Below are 18538 nucleotides of genomic sequence, written 5' to 3' on the forward strand. Positions count from 1 at the left end.
GGGGAGCCGCTTTCGCTTTCCAGACACATCCCACGCCGCTTCTCCCGCTATCAACTTCTATACTTAATGGTTTTGGAATGAGATGGAGGCGCCCGTGCCGTGGATCCTGTTACTGCTTGCTACGCTGTTTACCGCCCCGCTTTCGGCAGCCACACTGCCCGGTGTCCCGGCCGCGAGCGCTGAACAACCCGCCAGCAGTGAACCAGACCTCGAGAAAAAAAAGGCCGCCTATGCGGCGCTGGCCGATGTGCTGGAAAACGATGCCGCCCGCAGAGAATTAATCGACCAGCTGCGCTCTGCCGCCGCCACGCCGCCGGCCAGCACGCCAAAGCTGACGCCGCCGGAAGAGAAAGATGAACGGACGGTACTGGAAAACGTCACCCAGGTGAGCCGCGAGTACGGTGAACGCTTTGCTTCACGTTTTTCTCAGCTGTGGCGCAATATCACTGCCTCTGCACATAAGCCGTTTCATGCCGAAACCTTTCGCAACGCCGCCGGCCATTTCCTGCTGCTGGCCGTGCTGGTATTCGCCTTCTGGTGGCTGGTCCGCCTCGCCGCGCTGCCGCTGTATCGCAAAATGGGTCAGTGGGGGCGACGCAAAAACCACGATCGCGGTAACTGGCTACAGCTCCCGGCCACCATCGCCGGCGCGTTTATCTTCGATCTCCTGCTGCTGGTGTTGACGCTGTTTGTTGGCCAGATGCTCAGCGATCGGTTTAATGGCGGCAACCGGACTATCGCCTTTCAGCAAAGCCTGTTTCTGAATGCCTTCGCCTTGATTGAGTTTTTTAAAGCGATTCTGCGGCTGATTTTCTGTCCGCGGGTGACGGAGCTGCGGCCGTTTAACCTCAGCGATGAGAGCGCGAAGTACTGGAACCTGCGCCTGAGCGCGCTGAGCAGCCTGATTGGCTACGGCCTGATCGTCGCGGTGCCGATTATCTCCAATCAGGTCAACGTTCAGGTCGGCGCGCTGGCGAATGTGGTCATTATGCTGTGTATCACCCTCTGGGCGCTGTATCTGATCTTCCGTAATAAAACGCGGATTACCCAGGGGCTGCTGCACCTGGCGGACCGCTCGCTGGCCTTCTTCAGTCTGTTTATCCGCGCCTTTGCGCTTATCTGGCACTGGCTGGCCTGCCTCTACTTTATCGTGCTGTTTTTCTTTTCACTTTTCGACCCCGGCAACAGCCTGAAATTTATGATGGGAGCCACGGTACGCAGCCTGGCGATTATCGGCGCCGCCGCGCTGCTCTCCGGCATCTTGTCACGCTGGATAGCGAAAACCATTACCCTGTCGCCGCAGACCCAGCGCAACTATCCCGAGCTGCAGAAGCGGCTGAACGGCTGGATCTCCGTCGCGCTCAAAGTGGCGCGAATTTTAGTGGTCTGCGTGGCGATTATGCTGCTGCTAAGCGCCTGGGGACTGTTTGATTTCTGGAACTGGATGCAACACGGCGCCGGGCAAAAAGCGGTGGATGTGCTGATTCGCATCGCGCTGATTCTGTTCTTCTCCGCCATCGGCTGGACGTTGCTCGCCAGCCTGATAGAAAACCGCCTGGCCTCAGATATTCACGGCCGCCCGCTACCGGGCGCTCGTGCCCGTACGCTGCTGACGTTATTCCGTAACGCGCTGGCGGTCATTATCAGCACCATCACGGCGATGATCCTGCTCTCCGAAGTGGGGGTAAATATCGCGCCGCTGCTGGCCGGCGCCGGTGCGCTGGGGCTGGCCATTTCGTTCGGTGCCCAGACGCTGGTAAAAGATATTATCACCGGCATTTTTATCCAGTTTGAGAACGGGATGAATACCGGTGACCTGGTAACCATCGGGCCGTTAACCGGCACAGTGGAACGGATGTCGATCCGTTCCGTCGGCGTGCGCCAGGATACCGGCGCTTACCATATTATCCCGTGGTCCTCGATTACCACCTTCGCGAACTTCGTGCGCGGCATCGGTTCAGTGGTTGCCAACTACGATGTCGACAGACAGGAAGATCTGGATAAAGCCGGCCAGGCGCTGAAAAACGCGGTTGCCGACGTGATGGATCAGGAGGAGATTCGCGGGCTGGTGATTGGCGAGCCGTCATTTGCCGGGCTTGTCGGCCTGAGCAATACGGCATTTACCCTGCGGGTCACCTTCACCACTCTGCCGCTGAAGCAGTGGACGGTACGCTTTGCGCTCGATACGCAGGTGAAGAAACATTTCGATCTCGCCGGAGTCCGGGCACCCGTGCAAACCTACCAGGTTCTGCCGGCACCTGCGCCCATCTCCGCGCCACCTGCGGCGCCCGCAGAGCCGACGCTCTAGCCACCGCGCAAAGCATATTCCGGGCGAACCTGGCCGCCCGGAGGCATCATCCTTAACGTGCCAGCGGACGGCGGCGTTTAGCCTCATCCATGAAGGTCCAGGCGATAAAGCGACTCTGCTTCTGCCCCTGAGCCATCTCTTTTTTCACCACCTTCACCGCGCCGGCTTCGGTCAGCGCACGGTAAAGCGGCGGCAGATTATCGCCGCGCGACACCAGCGAGGTGAACCATTTCACCTGGCGACCAAACTGCTGGCTTTCGCGGATCATCTGCGTAATGAACGCCACTTCACCGCCTTCGCACCACAGCTCCTGCTGTTGGCCGCCGAAGTTCATCACGCTGTCCGCCCCCAGCCCCAGATTGCGACGCTTACGCTCGCCGCCTGCCTGCGCGCTGGCAGCAGAATCGTGGAACGGCGGATTGCACAACGTCGCATCAAAACACTCATTTTTATGAATAATGCCGCTAAAGATAGCCCCGCTCTCTTTCTGTCGACGCAGACGAATCTGGCGACTGAGCCCCGGGTTAGCATTGATAATCGCCTGCGCACTGGCGATCGCTTCCGCGCTAATTTCGCTGCCGGTAAAACGCCAGCCGTACTCATGCGCACCAATCAGCGGATAGATTAAGTTTGCCCCGGTGCCGACATCGAGGATGCTGGCATTTTCAGGAATGGTGCCGGTATCCAGCGCCAGCAGGTCGGCCAGGTGGTGAATATAATCCGCTCTTCCCGGTACCGGCGGGCATAAGAAGCCGTCTGGAATATCCCAGTGTTTCACCGCGTAAAAATGCGCCAGCAGCGCCTTATTCAGCGCCTTCACCGCCAGCGGGTTAGCAAAATCGATGGTCTGCTCGCCCACCGGATTAAGGGTGATAAAGCCTTGCAGCTCAGGGTGAGCCTGGCATAGCGCGGGCAAATCATAACGTTGATGATGACGGTTACGCGGGTGTAACCCCGGTTTCTGGGCTTTCATGGCAATCTCCTTTGAACAGCCGCGTAAGATACCCGTTGACGGCGGCGCGGTAAATAAGGGAGTCTGGATATCTCTTATTCGGTTACGGGTGCTCTATGTATTTCTATCAACCTTCACAGGGACATGGCCTGCCGCACGACCCGCTTAACGCGATTATCGGCCCACGCCCTATCGGCTGGATCGCCTCTCTGGACGCCGCAGGTCATCGCAATCTTGCCCCCTACAGCTTCTTTAACTGTTTTAACTATCGGCCCCCGATTATCGGTTTTGCCAGCAGCGGCTGGAAAGACAGTGTACAGAATATTGTCGAAACCAAAGAGTTTGTCTGGAATCTGGCCACCCGCCCTCTGGCTGAAGCGATGAACGAAACCTCCGCCAGCATTCCCCGCAACGAAGATGAATTTGCCCGTGCCGGGCTGACTCCCGCCGCCAGCCGTCTCGTTGCGGCCCCTCGGGTCGCGGAAAGCCCGGTGAACTTCGAGTGTCGGCTCTCCCAATGTATTCGCCTGACCCGTGCCGATGGTGAGCCTGTCGATAGCTGGCTGGTGCTCGGCGAAGTCGTCGCGGTACATATCGATGAGTCGTTACTGGAAAATGGCGTCTATCAGACCGCTAAGGCCAGGCCGATTCTCCGTGCCGGCGGGCCGAGCGCCTATTACACTATCGATGAAAATCTGCGTTTCGACCTGATCCGCCCGGACGCCCGTTAAGCCGTTTGTTCTTCCGCCCGACCCACGGCGCGCGCCCGGTCGGGCCGCCGTTTATGCAAAAAAGATGTTGTTTGTCTTCAATTTTTTACCCTGTCTATCCTGCCGTAAAGGCCTAAACTTATAGTATGTCCCATGCAGTTAATGAGGATATGCTCATGAAAAGAAATCTGCTGTTACTCACCGCAATCGCGATTGCCCTCACCTCTTTTATTGCCCAGGCCGGGATCTCACCTCCTCCGCCTACCGCCGAGAGCGGTCCGCTACGCCCTGCAGGCACCGTTTCTGCCTCCGGCGCCAGCAATCTGGATGATCTGCAGGCGAAACTGGCGGAAAAAGCCCATCAAAAAGGGGCAATCGCCTGGCGAATCAACTCCGCCAGCAGCGCGAATAAAATGTCCGGTACCGCCATTATCTATAAATAATCCGCCGGCCTGAACGGGTCTGAACCCATCGCGGTCCCGCCTCGCGTGGCCCGACCGCTGCCGTTTATGTAGAAAAAATGCAGTTCACGTAAAGAAATGTATTTATTTTTTTATCAACGAGTGATAAAAATTCGCCGTCATTTGATAATAGTTATCAAAATCATTATCAAACGCATTGCTATTTTAACAAATCACCTGCAGCGGTCGGGGCCGGCATCGCTGTGCCTGCGGTTGTGATGGCTTTAATTAAAACTATAAGTTGCTTATTGAAATGGACAAAAAACAAAACTTACCGTTCAGCAGTTTTAGCTCGCTGACGATCTTTACCGGCATGTGTCTGAGTCTGTCGCCGACAGGCCTGGCTCTGGCCGCAGACAACACCGAAAAAAATGGCGGTGAAACGCTGGTGGTGGAAGCGCAGGCTCCCTCTCTGTATGCCCCGACGCAATCCGCCGACCCCAAATTTTCCCGCCCGATTGCCGATACCACCCGTACGGTCACCGTGGTCTCCGAGCAGGTGATGAAAGATCAGGGCGTGACTAACCTGACCGATGCGCTGAAGAACGTTCCCGGCGTCGGAGCCTTCTACGCCGGTGAAAACGGCAGCTCGTCGACCGGCGACACCATTTATATGCGCGGAGCCGATACCTCTAACAGCATCTATGTCGATGGTGTCCGCGATATCGGTAGCGTGACCCGCGATACCTTTAACACCGAACAAGTGGAAGTGATTAAAGGCCCGTCTGGCTCTGACTACGGTCGTAGCGCTCCGACCGGCTCAATCAACATGATCAGCAAACAGCCGCGTCTGGATTCCGGTATCGATGCCTCCGTCAGTGCTGGCAGCGCCTGGTTCCGTCGCGGTACGCTCGATATCAATGAAGCCATCGGCGAAACCAGCGCCGTACGGCTGAACCTGATGGGCGAAAAAACCCATGATGCCGGCCGCGATAAGGTCAAAAATGAGCGTTACGGCATCGCGCCATCGGCCGCGTTTGGTCTCGGCACTGAGAACCGTCTGTACCTGAACTATCTGCATGTCACCCAGCACAACACGCCGGACGGCGGTATTCCGACCATCGGTCTGCCGGGGTACTCCGCGCCAACCCCAGGCACCGCGGCGCTCAATCACTCGGGTAGGGTGGCTACCAGCAACTTCTACGGGACGGATTCCGACTACGACGACTCCACCACCGATACGGTGACCATGCGCTTCGAGCATGACCTGAGCGATAACACCACCATTCGCAACACCACCCGCTGGTCGCGCGTAAAACAGGATTATCTGCTGACTGCAGTCATGGGCGGCGCGACCAACATCACCCAGCCGGATCCGAACGATGTCGGCACCTGGACCTGGTCGCGTCTGGCGAACACCAAAGACGTCAGCAATAAAATTCTGACCAACCAGACCAACCTGACCTCAAAGTTCTATACCGGTTCGATCGGGCATGATATCAGCGCCGGTTTCGAGCTGACCCGGGAAACACAGACCAACTACGGCGTTTATCCCATTACGCCTCCGGCGGTCAATATTTACCATCCCAATAGCAACATCTCTATTGGCGGTCTGGACCGCAGCGGCGCCAACGCCAACGGGCAGACGGATACCTTCGGCGTTTATGCCTTCGATACCCTGCAGATTACCCGTGATTTCGAGCTGAACGGCGGCATCCGTCTGGATAACTACCAGACCAAATATGACAGCGCCAGCCTGTGCGGCGGCACCGGCCGCGGTGCGGTTGCCTGTCCGGCCGGCGTGGCGAAAAACAGCCCGGTCACCACGGTTGATACCTCCACCAGCGGCAATCTGGTGAACTGGAAAGCCGGTGCGCTGTACCACCTGACCGACAGCGGCAACATTTACGTCAACTATGCGATCTCCCAGCAGCCTCCGGGCGGCAATAACTTTGCCCTGGCCCAGAGCGGCACCGGGAACAGCGCCAACCGTACCGATTTTAAACCGCAGAAAGCGAAAACCAGCGAAGTCGGTACCAAGTGGGAGCTGATGGATAAACGTCTGCTGCTGACGGCAGCGCTTTTCCGTACCGATATTGAGAACGAAGTCGAGCAAAACGACGACGGCACCTATTCGCAGTACGGTAAAAAACGCGTTGAAGGTTATGAGCTGTCGTTGGCCGGGAATATCACCCCGGAGTGGCAGGTTATCGGCGGATATACCCAGCAGCACGCCAGCGTTCGTGAAGGCAACAACATCGCCCAGGACGGCACCAGCGCGCTGCCGTACACGCCGGAGCACGCCTTTACCCTCTGGAGCCAGTACCAGGCAACCGATGCCATCGCCCTTGGCGCAGGCGCTCGCTATATCGGCAGCATGCACCGCGGCAGCGACGGCGCCGTCGGTACGCCGTCCTACACCGAAGGCTACTGGGTGGCTGATGCGAAAGTGGGCTATCGTATCAACCGTAACGTCGATCTACAGCTGAACGTCTATAACCTGTTCGATACCCATTACGTCGCCTCAATCAACAAGAGCGGCTACCGTTATCATCCAGGCGAACCGCGTACTTTCCTGCTGACCGCCAACGTGCATTTCTAATCCACGACGGGGCGGCAACGCCCCGTTTCTTGAGGAGAAACAACGATGATGTACCATATCCCCGCCGTTCTCAGCCCGCAGGAAGTTGACGATTTTCGCGCGCAGCTGCAGCAGGCCGACTGGGTTGACGGGCGAGCCACGACCGGCGATCAGGGCGCGCTGGTGAAAAAAAATCAGCAGGTCGATACCCGCAGCCCGCTGTACGGCGAACTGCAGAACCGGGTCCTCGCGGCGCTCAACCGCAGTTCGCTGTTCTTCGCCGCCGCCCTGCCCAAAACTCTCTCCAGCCCGCTGTTTAACCGCTATCAGCAGAGTGAAACCTACGGTTTTCACGTTGACGGCGCGGTGCGCAGTCAGGCTCAGGGCGGCTGGATGCGTACCGATCTTTCCGCCACCCTGTTCCTCAGCGCGCCGGAGAGCTATGACGGCGGTGAGCTGGTGGTAAACGACACCTATGGTCAGCATACGGTCAAGCTGCCGGCGGGCGACCTGGTACTCTACCCCTCAAGCAGCCTGCACTGCGTGATGCCGGTGACCCAGGGCGTGCGCGTGGCTTCTTTTCTGTGGATCCAGTCGATGATCCGCGATGATAAACGCCGCAGCATGCTGTTCGAGCTGGATCGGAATATTCAGACTCTGAAGAGCCGCCACGGCGAGAGTGACGAGGTGCTATCGCTGCTTAATCTGTACCATAACCTGCTACGGGAGTGGTCGGAAATCTGAGCCCTTGCCTGACGCATTTTTGCCCCCATCTTCACGCTACCCGTCATACTCAAGTTGCCTGCACGTTGGCTTGGCTACTCGACTCCCAATGAGGCCTCACCCATACGGGCCGCCGCCGCGCAGCGTTCAAATCTGTTGCGCACAGATTGGCCGCTCCCCCCAGCCACTTACCGGAGTAAGCGTCCGGGGGCCCGGCGTCGTCGCCTTTCTGCAACGCGAATAAGTCAGGGTATATAATGACAGTAACAACAGTGAGGAGGTGCATCATGGCATCAGGTTGGGCAAATGATGGCGCAGTTCAGGATCAGATCGACAGCACCGTTGATGATGCGGTCGCACGGGCGAGAAACGCCCTACCCAGCGGAGAGAGCCACAAATTTTGTGATGAATGCGGAGAGCCGATTCCCGAGGCCCGGAGGAAGGCGATCCCGGGGGTCAGATACTGCGTGAAGTGCCAGCAGGAGAAAGATTTACATAACAATACATTTTCAGGATATAATCGCCGTGGCTCCAAGGACAGCCAGCTACGCTGACCTTCCTTTACCGTTCATTACCGCAGAAAGCATTATCTTTTCGCGCACGTTTTTTGGCTAAAAAAGTGGCAAAATGTGCCCTCAATGCGTTCTTCATCCCGCCGGCGTCTCTCCGGCCATCCCGCCACGAAATAATTTATTAATATTCAATAAATTAATAATCATTCAAAAAAATCGATGAAGACTGTTAATTTCCTTCGATTTTATCTCTCGCAAAAAAGCGTGATACTTATCACATCGACGGAACATCGTCCTCTTAACAAAATAACCTGCGAGAGATTAACTATGAAAACCATTAAATATGCTGCCGCTGCTATTGCCCTTACTACTCTGTCCTTTGGCGCTTTTGCCGCTCAGCCGGTTAGCCCGTCTCAGGCTGAAAGCATGAACAAAATTGGCGTAGTGTCTGCTGAAGGCGCAACGACTCTGGATGGTCTGGAAGCCAAACTGGCTGAAAAAGCGGAAGCCGCTGGCGCGACTGGTTACAGCATCACCTCCGCTAACACCAACAACAAAATTAGCGGTACCGCGGTTATCTATAAATAATCGCTGCCCGACCTGTATTAACCCTGAACGACCCTTTAATACCCTTGTTTTGCCCGTCCGTGCCACCGGACGGGCTTTTTTTTATGCGTTGCTTTCTGACGTGAGCTTTTTTCAGGGGAAACCGGCGGCTACCACTGTTCCGCCACCCGGCTCAGTCCCTGCTCGAGGGTCGCAACCTCGCCGGCTGCCACCAGGCAGCAGGCCAGCTGAATTCTCAATGAGGTCGGCAGCGGCTCACTTCCCACTACGCAGCGCTCAATCCAGCGAGCGGTGACCTGAGGATCTTTTGACTCCGGCAGTACAGCCCCCTCCTCCGGCAGCTCGCTCTGGCGTTCATGCACAACCCGCGTCCCTGAAGCATCAATCAGGCTAATTTGCGGGCATCGCTGTGGATTGGCATACACTTCACCTTCCGTCCCGTGCATTAACAGCGCCCGTCCGCCGATCTCAACAAAGAATTTCGCAACCTTGCCCACATATTCGGGGTGAGAAACGCTCGATAAACGTAGCGCCGCATCTTCAGCAAATGGCGTCGCCAGCTTTGCCAGCGTATGTGCGCTGTTGCGTACGCCCATACGCCAGCGCAGGGCAAGCTGTTTCTCCAGCGGCGGGCAGAGTACGCCAACCGGTATGTACACCGGCTCGTGGCCGTCGAGTCGCGCCTGAGCCTGGCCCGCATGTCGGGTGGCGGGGATCCCCATCAGCTCAAAAATCGTTTCCGTCAGCACCCGGGTCGGATCGTGGCTGACGCCATGCACCACCACCGGAAAGCCGAGCTTATGCAGCAAAACGGCCAGCAGAGGAGTCAAATTAGCCTGCTTGCGCGCGCCATTATAGCTAGGGATCACAATCGGCATTGGCCTGGCGACAGGCGGCGTCAGACGCAGGGTCTTCTGCTGCATGGCTTCATAGAAGCCTTTCATTTCCGCTTCGCCTTCGCCTTTAATACGCAGGGCAATTAAAATCCCGCCCAGCTCCAGCTCTGCCACCTCGCCGTCAAGCATCCGCGAGTAAAGCGCGCGGGCAGTATCCACATCCAGGTCACGCGCGTGATTTTTCCCGCGCCCGACTTCTTTAATGATCTTGCTGTAGTCCATCGAAGACTCCTGTTAGCTGCTCACATCGTCGACATTACACCGTTAACGCCGTTTGCGACGCGTCTGTTTTGCTTTTGTTTTGACGATAACCTCTGGAACGGCAGGCTGTTCTATCGGAAAAACGGGCAATGCGTTCAGTAGACGCTTACCATAATTTTTGGTCAACAAACGCTTATCATAAATCACCACCTCGCCCCAGCAGCTGTGGCTGCGAATCAGGCGTCCGACCTGCTGAATCAGGTTAAAGGAGGCGCTTGGCAGACTCTGCACTTCAAACGGATAGCGGTTCAGGCTCTTCAGCCATTCGCCTTCGGTAATCACCACCGGACTGTCTATGGGTGGGAAGGCAATCTTATGAATATGTACCTGGCTGAGCAGCTCACCTTTGAGATCCAGCCCTTCGGCAAAGGACTGTAGCCCCACCAGCACGCTACGCTCCCCCCCTTCGACGCGCTTGCGGTGCAGTTCCACCAGCCGGTAGCGCGGCTTATCGCCCTGTACCAGCAAGAGCAGGCGCAGATCGGGGACATGTTCCAGGAAACGCTGCATCGCCCGCCCGCTGGCGAACAGCACCAGCATCCCGAGATGCTTTTTACTTTCAACCTGCTCGCGGAAATAAGCTGCCATTTCAGCAATATGCTGCTCTTCGTTATCGATCAGCGGTTCATAGCGCATCTGCGGAATAACGATTTTGCCCTGCTCAACATGGTTAAAAGGGGAATCCAGCGCCACAAAACGGTCGCCGGCCTTTTCTTTCAACCCGCTCATCTCCTGCAGGCGTGAAAAGCTGTTCAATGAGCGCAGAGTAGCGGAGGTGACAACAATATGCGGTACGCTGCGCCACAGCAGCCTTTCCAGCTGGTCGCTGACGCGAATGCCGACGCAGTGAAACCAGATATGCGTTTGACCGTCGCGCATATCGCGCGTCACCCATTTGGTGACCGGCGCGCCGGATGACTGCGCCAGCGACGCCAGCCGCCACAGCTTGCTCTGGCTTTCAAACATCCCCAGCGCACGGTTCATTTGCAGCAGAACCCGATGCAGGCGCACCACGTCGTGGCTACCGGTTTTTTCCCCGAGGTCGTTAAGAAAGAGTTCCGCCAGCCCGCGTAGCATCTCGGTCAGTTTCGCCAGACGCTGGCAGATATCCATCACCTCCTGCGGCAACTCGCCCATCGGGAAACGGTGCTCGGCTTCCTGCCCGGCCGGCATATAGAGATTAAGGATAGCGTTCAGCGAGGCGATCAGCTCATACAGCTCCTCACAGTGGCCGGTCAGGCGCTCGGGATTGGCCAGCGGCGGCGTGGTTTTCGGCCGAAACTGCTCCATACAGGTCGCCACCAGCTTACTGAACAGATCCAGCTGTAGCCGGTACCAGGGGGCGGTCATTTCCGCGCTCATTTCCAGCGCATCGCGAGCTACGTCCGGCAGATGATGGCCTTCATCGAGCACCAGCAGCAGGTTTTTCGGCTCCGGCAACACGGCTTCGCTCTCCATCGCCGCCATCACCAGCGCATGGTTCGCCACCACCACTTCCGCCTCCTGAATTTCTCGCCGGGCAACGAAGAACGGACATTCGCGATAGTAGTGGCAGTTGCGGTTGAGGCAGCTGGCTTTGTCGGTGCTCAGGCGACTCCATAGCGCATCATCGACAGGTTTATCGGTGTGATCGCGCAGACCGTCCCAGCGGTAGCTGTCGAGATCGGTTTTCAGCGTCGCACACAGCTTCTGTTCAGCCTGATTATTCGGCGTGAGATCGTCATCGAGAAACGCCAGCAGGTCCTGCTGCGTCGGTTCGGTGCTGGCCAGCGCCGTAAGATTGCGTGGGCAAACGTAACGTCCGCGACCAAACGCGGCGGTAAAACGCAGATCGGGAATAATTTTGCGCAGCAGCGGCAGATCTTTGCTGTAAATCTGATCCTGTAGCGCAACGTTGGCGGTACTCACCACCAGGGTTTTCTGCTGCTCACGGGCGATAGCGATGCCGGGAATCAGATATGACAGCGTCTTGCCGACGCCAGTGGGTGCTTCAATAGCCAGGTGTCGGCCTTCTTCCCCGGCCAGCGTTTTTGCCACGTCGGCAATCATCTGCCGCTGTGGCGGACGGGGAATAAAATCCGGGATCTGTTCCTGAAGCGCCTTATACCAGGCGGCGATTTGCGCTTTTAGCGCAGCGGTCAAAGCCATGAGAAAACCTGAATACTGTATAAACAGCCACTATTGTGACACTTTTTACCTGGCAGGAGGAATTTCTTTCTGAGCAATGTGGAATGATGCTCGGGATTTGTCAATGCACCGACCGGGAATCACAGGGCACGCGAGGGAAGAACCCGGAGACAGCATGCGCGCTGCTTCCGGGTGTCGTTGCGTTATCCGGGTAAAACCTGTTGCCCGGATAGCGACGATCTGGCGGGAGGCGGTTACTCAGCTGCCGCTGGTTTACGCGGGCGACGACGGCGCTGTTGCTCGCCGGCCGGTTTCGCCTCGCCGATACGACGTGAAGGTTTTGCCCCGGCTTTCGGCGCTTCGCCATCGTTACGCCGCGGCGCAGACTGCTGGCTGCGACCCTGCCCCTGGGCGTTACGTCCTTGTCCCTGACCGCTGCGGCCCTGACTCTGGCCGCGACCGCCGCCACCGCTACGCTGCTGGCGACCGTTTTGAATCGGCTCCGCTCTGATAGACGGATCCGGCGCATAGCCATCAATAGCGATACGGGGAATCTCTTTTTTCAGCAGGCGTTCGATATCATGCAGCAGTTTATGCTCGTCCACGCAGACCAGCGACAGCGCTTCACCGGTGGCGGCTGCGCGACCGGTACGGCCGATACGGTGAACGTAATCTTCCGGCACGTTAGGCAGCTCGTAGTTGACGACGTGCGGCAGCTCTTCGATATCCAGCCCACGCGCCGCGATATCCGTCGCCACCAGCACGCGAATACCACCGGATTTGAAGTCGGCTAATGCCCGGGTACGAGCCCCCTGGCTCTTGTTGCCATGAATAGCGGCGCTGCGGATGCCGTCTTTATTCAGCTGCTCGGCCAGGTGGTTGGCGCCATGTTTGGTGCGGGTAAAGACCAGCACCTGCTGCCAGTTACCTTCACCGATCATCTGCGACAGCAGTTCCCGCTTACGTTTCTTATCAACGAAATGGACGTGCTGCGTCACCTGCTCGGAAGCGGTATTACGGCGAGCCACTTCGATTTCCAGCGGGTTATGCAGCAGCTTTTCCGCCAGCGCCTTGATGTCGTCCGAGAAGGTCGCGGAGAACAGCAGGTTCTGGCGTTTCGCCGGGAGCTTCGCCAGCACGCGGCGAATATCATGAATAAAGCCCATATCCAGCATACGGTCGGCTTCATCAAGCACCAGGATTTCAACCTTGTCCAGGCTGACGGCATTCTGATGTTCAAGATCCAGCAGGCGCCCAGGGGTGGCCACCAGAACATCGACGCCGCTGCGCAGCTTCATCATCTGCGGGTTAATACTCACCCCGCCAAAAACCACCAGCGAGCGAATATTCAGGTATTTGCTGTAATCGCGAACGTTTTCACCGATCTGTGCCGCCAGTTCACGCGTTGGCGTGAGGATCAGCGCGCGCACCGGGCGACGGCCTTTAGCATGCGGCTCTTTCTGAATCAGATGCTGCAGGAGCGGCAGGGTAAAGCCCGCCGTTTTGCCGGTGCCGGTCTGGGCGCTGGCCATCAGATCGCGTCCCTGCAACACCGCAGGGATAGCCTGCTGCTGAATTGGGGTTGGCTCAAGGTAACCCTGCTCGGCGACAGCGCGCAGGATATCAGGGTTCAGGCCAAGGGAATCAAAAGACATAACAACTCCAAACCACCCCGGCCCGTAACAGGCGTAGTTTTCGGGGAGATTATTGCGAATAGAGATGGCAAAAACCACAATGCCATAAAGGGGCGCAGTCTAGCAGGTTTTGTGACGCAGCGCATAAATATCCCCTCGGGGCCGCTGCGCCGGATAATCCTCGTCACCCGCCGCTTGCAAAGAGTGATGCGAAATACGCAAAAGAGAGTATCCACTATTCTGGACAGTGACGCGAATTGGTCATACTCTTAATCAATCGATTGATTAATTTTTTATAGTGCGATGACGACGACTCCTGTGACAACCAAAGGTGAACAAGCCAAAAGCCAGCTCATTGCCGCAGCCATCGCCCAGTTCGGCGAATACGGCCTGCACGCAACCACCCGCGATATTGCCGCGCAGGCCGGGCAAAATATCGCGGCGATCCCCTACTATTTTGGTTCCAAGGACGATCTCTATCTCGCCTGCGCCCAGTGGATTGCCGATTTTATCAGCCATAATTTTCGTCCGCATGCCGAAGCGGCGGAAACGCTGCTGGCGACACCTTCGCCGGATAAGGCGGAGATTCGGGTACTGATTCTGCGCGCCTGTCAGAATATGATTTTGCTGCTGACCCAGGATGACACGGTCAATTTGAGCAAATTCATCTCCCGCGAGCAGCTTTCCCCTACCCCGGCCTACCAGCTCATCCACGGTCAGGTAATTGCGCCGCTCCATCGCTACCTGACCCGTTTGATCGCCGCATTTACCGGCCTTGATGCCGATGACACGGCAATGATTCTGCACACCCACGCGCTGCTGGGAGAGATTCTCGCCTTCCGCCTTGGGCGGGAAACCATTTTGCTGCGCACCGGATGGACGCAGTTCGACGAAGAAAAAACTGAGCAAATTTATCAGGTTATCGCCTGCCATATTGATTTCGTTCTGCAAGGGTTATCGCAAAGGAGCCTGGGATCATGAAAAAACCCGTCATCATCGTTCTGTTCATACTGCTGCTGATTGCCGCATTCGGCGGCGGCTGGTGGTGGTATCAAAGCAGCCAGCAAAGGGAGCTGACCCTGTATGGCAACGTCGATATTCGCACCGTGAACATGAGCTTCCGCGTCGGCGGACGACTGGCCTCACTGAACGTTGATGAGGGCGATAAGATTCAGGCCGGGCAAATACTAGGCCAGCTGGATCGCGCCCCGTATGAGAACGCCTTACAACAGGCCCAGGCGAATGTCTCCACGGCTCAGGCGCAGTATGACCTGATGATGGCCGGCTACCGGGCGGAAGAGATAGCCCAGGCCGCCGCCGCCGTCAAACAGGCGCAGGCCGCGTACGATTACGCGCAGAACTTTTACCAGCGTCAGCTGGGGCTGCGTCAGAACAGCGCCATCTCGGTTAACGATTTGGAAAACGCGCGCTCCTCCCGCGACCAGGCTCAGGCGACGCTGAAGTCCGCGCAGGACAAGTTGCGCCAGTATCGCGCCGGCAACCGCCCGCAGGAAATCGCCCAGGCCAAAGCCAGCCTTGAACAGGCGCAGGCGGCCCTGGCGCAGGCTAAACTCGACCTGCACGATACCACGCTGATCGCCCCGTCCGACGGCACGCTGATGACCCGCGCCGTCGAACCGGGCAGCATGCTCAGCGCCGGCGGCACGGTTATGACGCTGTCGCTGACTCACCCGGTATGGGTCCGTGCCTACATTGATGAAAAAAATCTCGGCCAGGCGGTACCCGGACGCGAAGTGCTGCTCTATACCGATAGTCGCCCGAATCAACCCTGGCACGGCAAGATTGGCTTTGTGTCGCCGAGCGCCGAATTCACGCCGAAGACCGTAGAGACGCCAGATTTACGAACTGACCTCGTCTATCGCCTGCGTATTGTCGTCACCGATGCGGATGATTCGCTGCGCCAGGGGATGCCGGTAACCGTCACCTTCAGCAGCGGGAACAGACATGAGTGAGGACGTTATCACGCTCAACGGGCTCACCCGCCGCTTCACCGGCATGGATCGGCCCGCCGTTGCGCCGCTCAACTCTACCATCCGCGCCGGCTATGTCACCGGTCTGGTCGGCCCTGACGGCGCCGGGAAAACCACCTTGATGCGCATGCTCGCCGGGCTACTGAAGGCCGATGACGGCACCGCCAGGGTGATCGGTTTCGACCCGATTACCGACGATAGCGCGCTGCACGCGGTGCTCGGCTATATGCCGCAAAAATTCGGCCTGTACGAAGACCTGACGGTCATGGAAAACCTCACGCTGTATGCCGACCTGCGCAGCGTTACCGGCGAGACGCGCAGGAAAACCTTCGCTCGTCTGCTGGAATTTACCTCCCTCGGCCCCTTTACCGAACGCCTGGCGGGGAAACTTTCCGGTGGGATGAAGCAGAAACTGGGCCTCGCCTGCACCCTGGTGGGCGAGCCAAAAGTCCTGCTGCTCGATGAGCCGGGGGTCGGGGTTGACCCTATATCCCGCCGTGAACTATGGCAAATGGTGCACGAACTGGCCGGCGACGGGATGCTGATCCTCTGGAGCACCTCCTACCTTGATGAAGCCGAACAGTGCCGCGACGTCCTGCTGATGAATGAAGGCCAGCTGCTTTATCAGGGTGAGCCAAAAGCGTTGACCCAAACCATGGCCGGCCGCAGTTTCCTCGTCTCCAGCCGCGAGGAAAATAACCGTCGCCTCCTGCAACGAGCGCTGAAGCTGCCGCAGATCAGCGATGGCGTCATTCAGGGGAAATCGGTACGCCTGATCCTGAAAAAAGAGGCCACCATTGCGGAGGTGCAGCGCAGCGCTAACATGCCGACGCTGGAGATTGCCGAAACCGCACCGCGTTTTGAAGATGCATTCATCGATCTGCTGGGCGGTGCCGCGACCGCGGAATCGCCGCTGGGCGAAATTATCCACCGCGTAGAGGGCACGGCCGACGAAACGGTGATTGAAGCGCAGAGTCTGACCAAAAAATTCGGCGACTTCGCCGCCACCGACCACGTTGATTTTCGCGTCAAACGCGGGGAAATTTTCGGCCTGCTTGGCCCCAACGGCGCCGGTAAATCCACCACCTTTAAAATGATGTGCGGCCTGCTGGTGCCGACCTCCGGCAAGGCGCTGGTTCTGGGAATGGACCTGAAAGTCAGTTCCGGGAAAGCACGCCAGCATCTCGGCTACATGGCGCAGAAGTTTTCGCTGTACGGCAACCTGACCGTTGAACAAAACCTGCGCTTCTTCTCGGGCGTTTATGGCCTGCGTGGTCGGGTCCAGAACGAGAAAATCGCCCGGATGAGCGATGCTTTTGGTCTGAAAAGCATCGCCAGCCATGCGGCCGATGAGCTGCCGCTGGGGTACAAGCAGCGTCTGGCGCTGGCCTGCTCGCTGATGCATGAACCCGATATTCTGTTTCTCGATGAGCCGACATCCGGCGTCGACCCGATTACCCGCCGCGAGTTCTGGCTGCATATTAATAGCATGGTGGATAAAGGGGTGACGGTGATGGTGACGACCCACTTTATGGATGAGGCGGAATATTGCGATCGTATTGGTCTGGTGTATCACGGCAAGCTGATCGCCAGCGGTACGCCGGATGCGCTCAAAGCGCTGGCGGCAAATGATCAACAGCCCGATCCGACGATGGAGCAGGCCTTTATCACCCTGATTCACGACTGGGATAAGGAGAATGCCGGTGAGCGCTAAAATTCTCTCATGGCGTCGCGTGCGCGCCCTGTGCGTCAAAGAGACGCGGCAGATCGTCCGCGACCCCAGCAGCTGGCTGATTGCGGTGGTCATTCCGCTGCTGCTGCTGTTTATCTTCGGCTACGGGATCAATCTCGACTCCAGCAAGCTCAAAGTCGGCGTACTGCTGGAGCAACAAAGCGAAGAGGCGCTGGATTTCGTCCACGCCATGACCGGCTCACCCTATATTGACGCCACCGTCAGCGACAATCGCCAGCAGCTGATTGAGATGATGCAGGCCGGGCGCATTCGTGGGCTGGTGGTCATCCCGGTGGATTTCGACCAGAAGATGGCGCGCCCCGGCGATGATGCTCCCATCCAGCTGATTACCGACGGTAGCGAACCCAATACCGCCAACTTTGCCCAGGGCTACGTAGAGGGCATCTGGCAAATCTGGCAGCAGCAGCGCGCGGAAGATCGCGGGGAAACCTTCGAACCGCTGATTGATGTACAGATGCGCTACTGGTTTAACCCCGCGGCCATCAGCCAGCACTTTATTATTCCCGGCGCCATTACCATCATTATGACGGTGGTCGGCGCGATTCTGACCTCGCTGGTGGTGGCCCGCGAATGGGAGCGCGGGACCATGGAGGCGCTGCTGTCGACGGAAATCACCCGTGCGGAGCTGCTGCTGTGTAAGCTGATTCCCTACTATTTCCTCGGCATGCTGGCGATGCTGCTGTGCATGCTGGTGGCGGTGTTCATCCTCGGCGTGCCGTTTCGCGGTTCGCTGGTGGTTCTGTTCTTGATAACCAGCCTGTTTTTGCTCAGCACCCTCGGGATGGGGCTGCTCATTTCGACCATCACCCGCAATCAGTTTAACGCCGCGCAGGTCGCTCTGAACGCCGCCTTTCTGCCCTCCATTATGCTCTCCGGGTTTATTTTCCAGATCGACAGTATGCCGGCGGTGATCCGCGCGGTGACCTACGTCATCCCGGCGCGCTATTTCGTCAGCACGCTGCAAAGCCTGTTTCTCGCCGGTAATATTCCGGTGGTACTGCTGGTGAACACGCTGTTTTTAATTGCCTCGGCGGTGATGTTTATCGGCCTGACCTGGCTGAAAACCAAACGTCGGTTGGATTAAGCCTGGCGCTCGTATTTTGCCCGGTGGCGCTATGCTTA

15 protein-coding genes are annotated in these 18538 nt (G+C 57.7%); 11 read left to right on the forward strand and 4 right to left on the reverse strand.

The window, feature by feature from the left end; all coding sequences use genetic code 11:
• The first annotated feature begins 94 nt into the window (after positions 1–94).
• Positions 95–2308, forward strand: coding sequence for a mechanosensitive channel protein (gene ybiO, locus AC236I_RS16895; RefSeq protein ID WP_266279196.1), 2214 nt, complete (start codon positions 95–97; stop codon positions 2306–2308).
• A 52-nt stretch (positions 2309–2360) separates the two neighbouring features.
• Here ybiO and rlmF read toward each other — a convergent pair whose 3' ends face one another.
• Positions 2361–3281 (reverse strand): 23S rRNA (adenine(1618)-N(6))-methyltransferase RlmF, encoded by a 921-nt coding sequence (gene rlmF, locus AC236I_RS16900; RefSeq protein WP_015584842.1) that lies wholly within the window; start codon positions 3279–3281, stop codon positions 2361–2363.
• Positions 3282–3376: 95 nt separating this feature from the next.
• Here rlmF and AC236I_RS16905 point away from each other — a divergent pair, with 95 nt between their 5' ends.
• From AC236I_RS16905 to ybiJ, 6 genes are all read left to right on the forward strand, one after another.
• Positions 3377–3991 carry a flavin reductase family protein gene (locus AC236I_RS16905; RefSeq protein WP_004859806.1) on the forward strand — a complete coding sequence of 205 codons (615 nt, stop codon included), beginning with the start codon at positions 3377–3379 and terminating at the stop codon, positions 3989–3991.
• Between the two features lie 155 nt (positions 3992–4146).
• The gene (locus tag AC236I_RS16910; protein ID WP_032716935.1) at positions 4147–4413 is read left to right on the forward strand and encodes a YdgH/BhsA/McbA-like domain containing protein; all 267 of its coding nucleotides are present in this window, start codon (positions 4147–4149) and stop codon (positions 4411–4413) included.
• A 271-nt stretch (positions 4414–4684) separates the two neighbouring features.
• Positions 4685–6973 carry a catecholate siderophore receptor Fiu gene (locus AC236I_RS16915; RefSeq protein WP_004859802.1) on the forward strand — a complete coding sequence of 763 codons (2289 nt, stop codon included), beginning with the start codon at positions 4685–4687 and terminating at the stop codon, positions 6971–6973.
• Positions 6974–7018: 45 nt separating this feature from the next.
• A complete protein-coding gene (gene ybiX / locus AC236I_RS16920; protein WP_004859801.1) occupies positions 7019–7696 on the forward strand; it encodes a PKHD-type hydroxylase YbiX in 678 nt (225 codons plus the stop codon).
• 266 nt (positions 7697–7962) lie between these two features.
• Positions 7963–8229 (forward strand): DksA/TraR family C4-type zinc finger protein, encoded by a 267-nt coding sequence (locus AC236I_RS16925; RefSeq protein WP_004859799.1) that lies wholly within the window; start codon positions 7963–7965, stop codon positions 8227–8229.
• Between the two features lie 285 nt (positions 8230–8514).
• Complete coding sequence (ybiJ, locus tag AC236I_RS16930; protein WP_004859796.1) at positions 8515–8775, forward strand: DUF1471 family protein YbiJ; 261 nt, start codon at positions 8515–8517, stop codon at positions 8773–8775.
• A gap of 128 nt (positions 8776–8903) precedes the next feature.
• On the opposite strand, the gene ybiB is transcribed toward ybiJ, so the two are convergent.
• The 3 genes from ybiB to rhlE all read right to left on the reverse strand — a co-directional run bounded on the left by ybiB (position 8904) and on the right by rhlE (position 13693).
• On the reverse strand, positions 8904–9872 hold the full coding sequence (ybiB, locus tag AC236I_RS16935) for a DNA-binding protein YbiB (protein ID WP_004859793.1): 969 nt from the start codon (positions 9870–9872) through the stop codon (positions 8904–8906).
• A 42-nt stretch (positions 9873–9914) separates the two neighbouring features.
• A complete protein-coding gene (gene dinG / locus AC236I_RS16940) occupies positions 9915–12059 on the reverse strand; it encodes an ATP-dependent DNA helicase DinG (RefSeq protein WP_004859791.1) in 2145 nt (714 codons plus the stop codon).
• A gap of 233 nt (positions 12060–12292) precedes the next feature.
• Entirely contained in the window at positions 12293–13693 is a 1401-nt protein-coding gene (gene rhlE, locus AC236I_RS16945) for an ATP-dependent RNA helicase RhlE (protein ID WP_015584846.1), read from the reverse strand.
• A 282-nt stretch (positions 13694–13975) separates the two neighbouring features.
• On the opposite strand from rhlE, the gene cecR reads away from it, so the two are divergent.
• From cecR to AC236I_RS16965, 4 genes are read left to right on the forward strand one after another with little or no spacing between them, the layout of a single operon-like run.
• Complete coding sequence (gene cecR, locus AC236I_RS16950; RefSeq protein ID WP_004859787.1) at positions 13976–14653, forward strand: transcriptional regulator CecR; 678 nt, start codon at positions 13976–13978, stop codon at positions 14651–14653.
• Complete coding sequence (hlyD, locus tag AC236I_RS16955; RefSeq protein ID WP_162661523.1) at positions 14650–15645, forward strand: secretion protein HlyD; 996 nt, start codon at positions 14650–14652, stop codon at positions 15643–15645. The genes cecR and hlyD overlap by 4 nt, the downstream gene beginning before the upstream one ends.
• Positions 15638–17377, forward strand: a complete 1740-nt coding sequence (locus tag AC236I_RS16960; RefSeq protein WP_438304001.1) for an ATP-binding cassette domain-containing protein — start codon at positions 15638–15640, stop codon at positions 17375–17377. The genes hlyD and AC236I_RS16960 overlap by 8 nt, the downstream gene beginning before the upstream one ends.
• Entirely contained in the window at positions 17367–18500 is a 1134-nt protein-coding gene (locus AC236I_RS16965) for an ABC transporter permease (RefSeq protein ID WP_004859782.1), read from the forward strand. Before AC236I_RS16960 ends, AC236I_RS16965 begins: the two co-directional genes overlap by 11 nt.
• Positions 18501–18538 lie beyond the last annotated feature (38 nt).

Source organism: Klebsiella sp. Sb-30 (assembly GCF_057652795.1).

Coding starts and splice junctions, on each gene's coding strand:
- rlmF (WP_015584842.1), bottom strand. CDS start 3,281: ATGAAAGCCCAGAAACCGGGGTTACACCCGCGTAACCGTCATCATCAA.
- AC236I_RS16905 (WP_004859806.1), top strand. CDS start 3,377: ATGTATTTCTATCAACCTTCACAGGGACATGGCCTGCCGCACGACCCG.
- AC236I_RS16910 (WP_032716935.1), top strand. CDS start 4,147: ATGAAAAGAAATCTGCTGTTACTCACCGCAATCGCGATTGCCCTCACC.
- AC236I_RS16915 (WP_004859802.1), top strand. CDS start 4,685: ATGGACAAAAAACAAAACTTACCGTTCAGCAGTTTTAGCTCGCTGACG.
- ybiX (WP_004859801.1), top strand. CDS start 7,019: ATGATGTACCATATCCCCGCCGTTCTCAGCCCGCAGGAAGTTGACGAT.
- AC236I_RS16925 (WP_004859799.1), top strand. CDS start 7,963: ATGGCATCAGGTTGGGCAAATGATGGCGCAGTTCAGGATCAGATCGAC.
- ybiJ (WP_004859796.1), top strand. CDS start 8,515: ATGAAAACCATTAAATATGCTGCCGCTGCTATTGCCCTTACTACTCTG.
- ybiB (WP_004859793.1), bottom strand. CDS start 9,872: ATGGACTACAGCAAGATCATTAAAGAAGTCGGGCGCGGGAAAAATCAC.
- dinG (WP_004859791.1), bottom strand. CDS start 12,059: ATGGCTTTGACCGCTGCGCTAAAAGCGCAAATCGCCGCCTGGTATAAG.
- rhlE (WP_015584846.1), bottom strand. CDS start 13,693: ATGTCTTTTGATTCCCTTGGCCTGAACCCTGATATCCTGCGCGCTGTC.
- cecR (WP_004859787.1), top strand. CDS start 13,976: ATGACGACGACTCCTGTGACAACCAAAGGTGAACAAGCCAAAAGCCAG.
- hlyD (WP_162661523.1), top strand. CDS start 14,650: ATGAAAAAACCCGTCATCATCGTTCTGTTCATACTGCTGCTGATTGCC.
- AC236I_RS16960 (WP_438304001.1), top strand. CDS start 15,638: ATGAGTGAGGACGTTATCACGCTCAACGGGCTCACCCGCCGCTTCACC.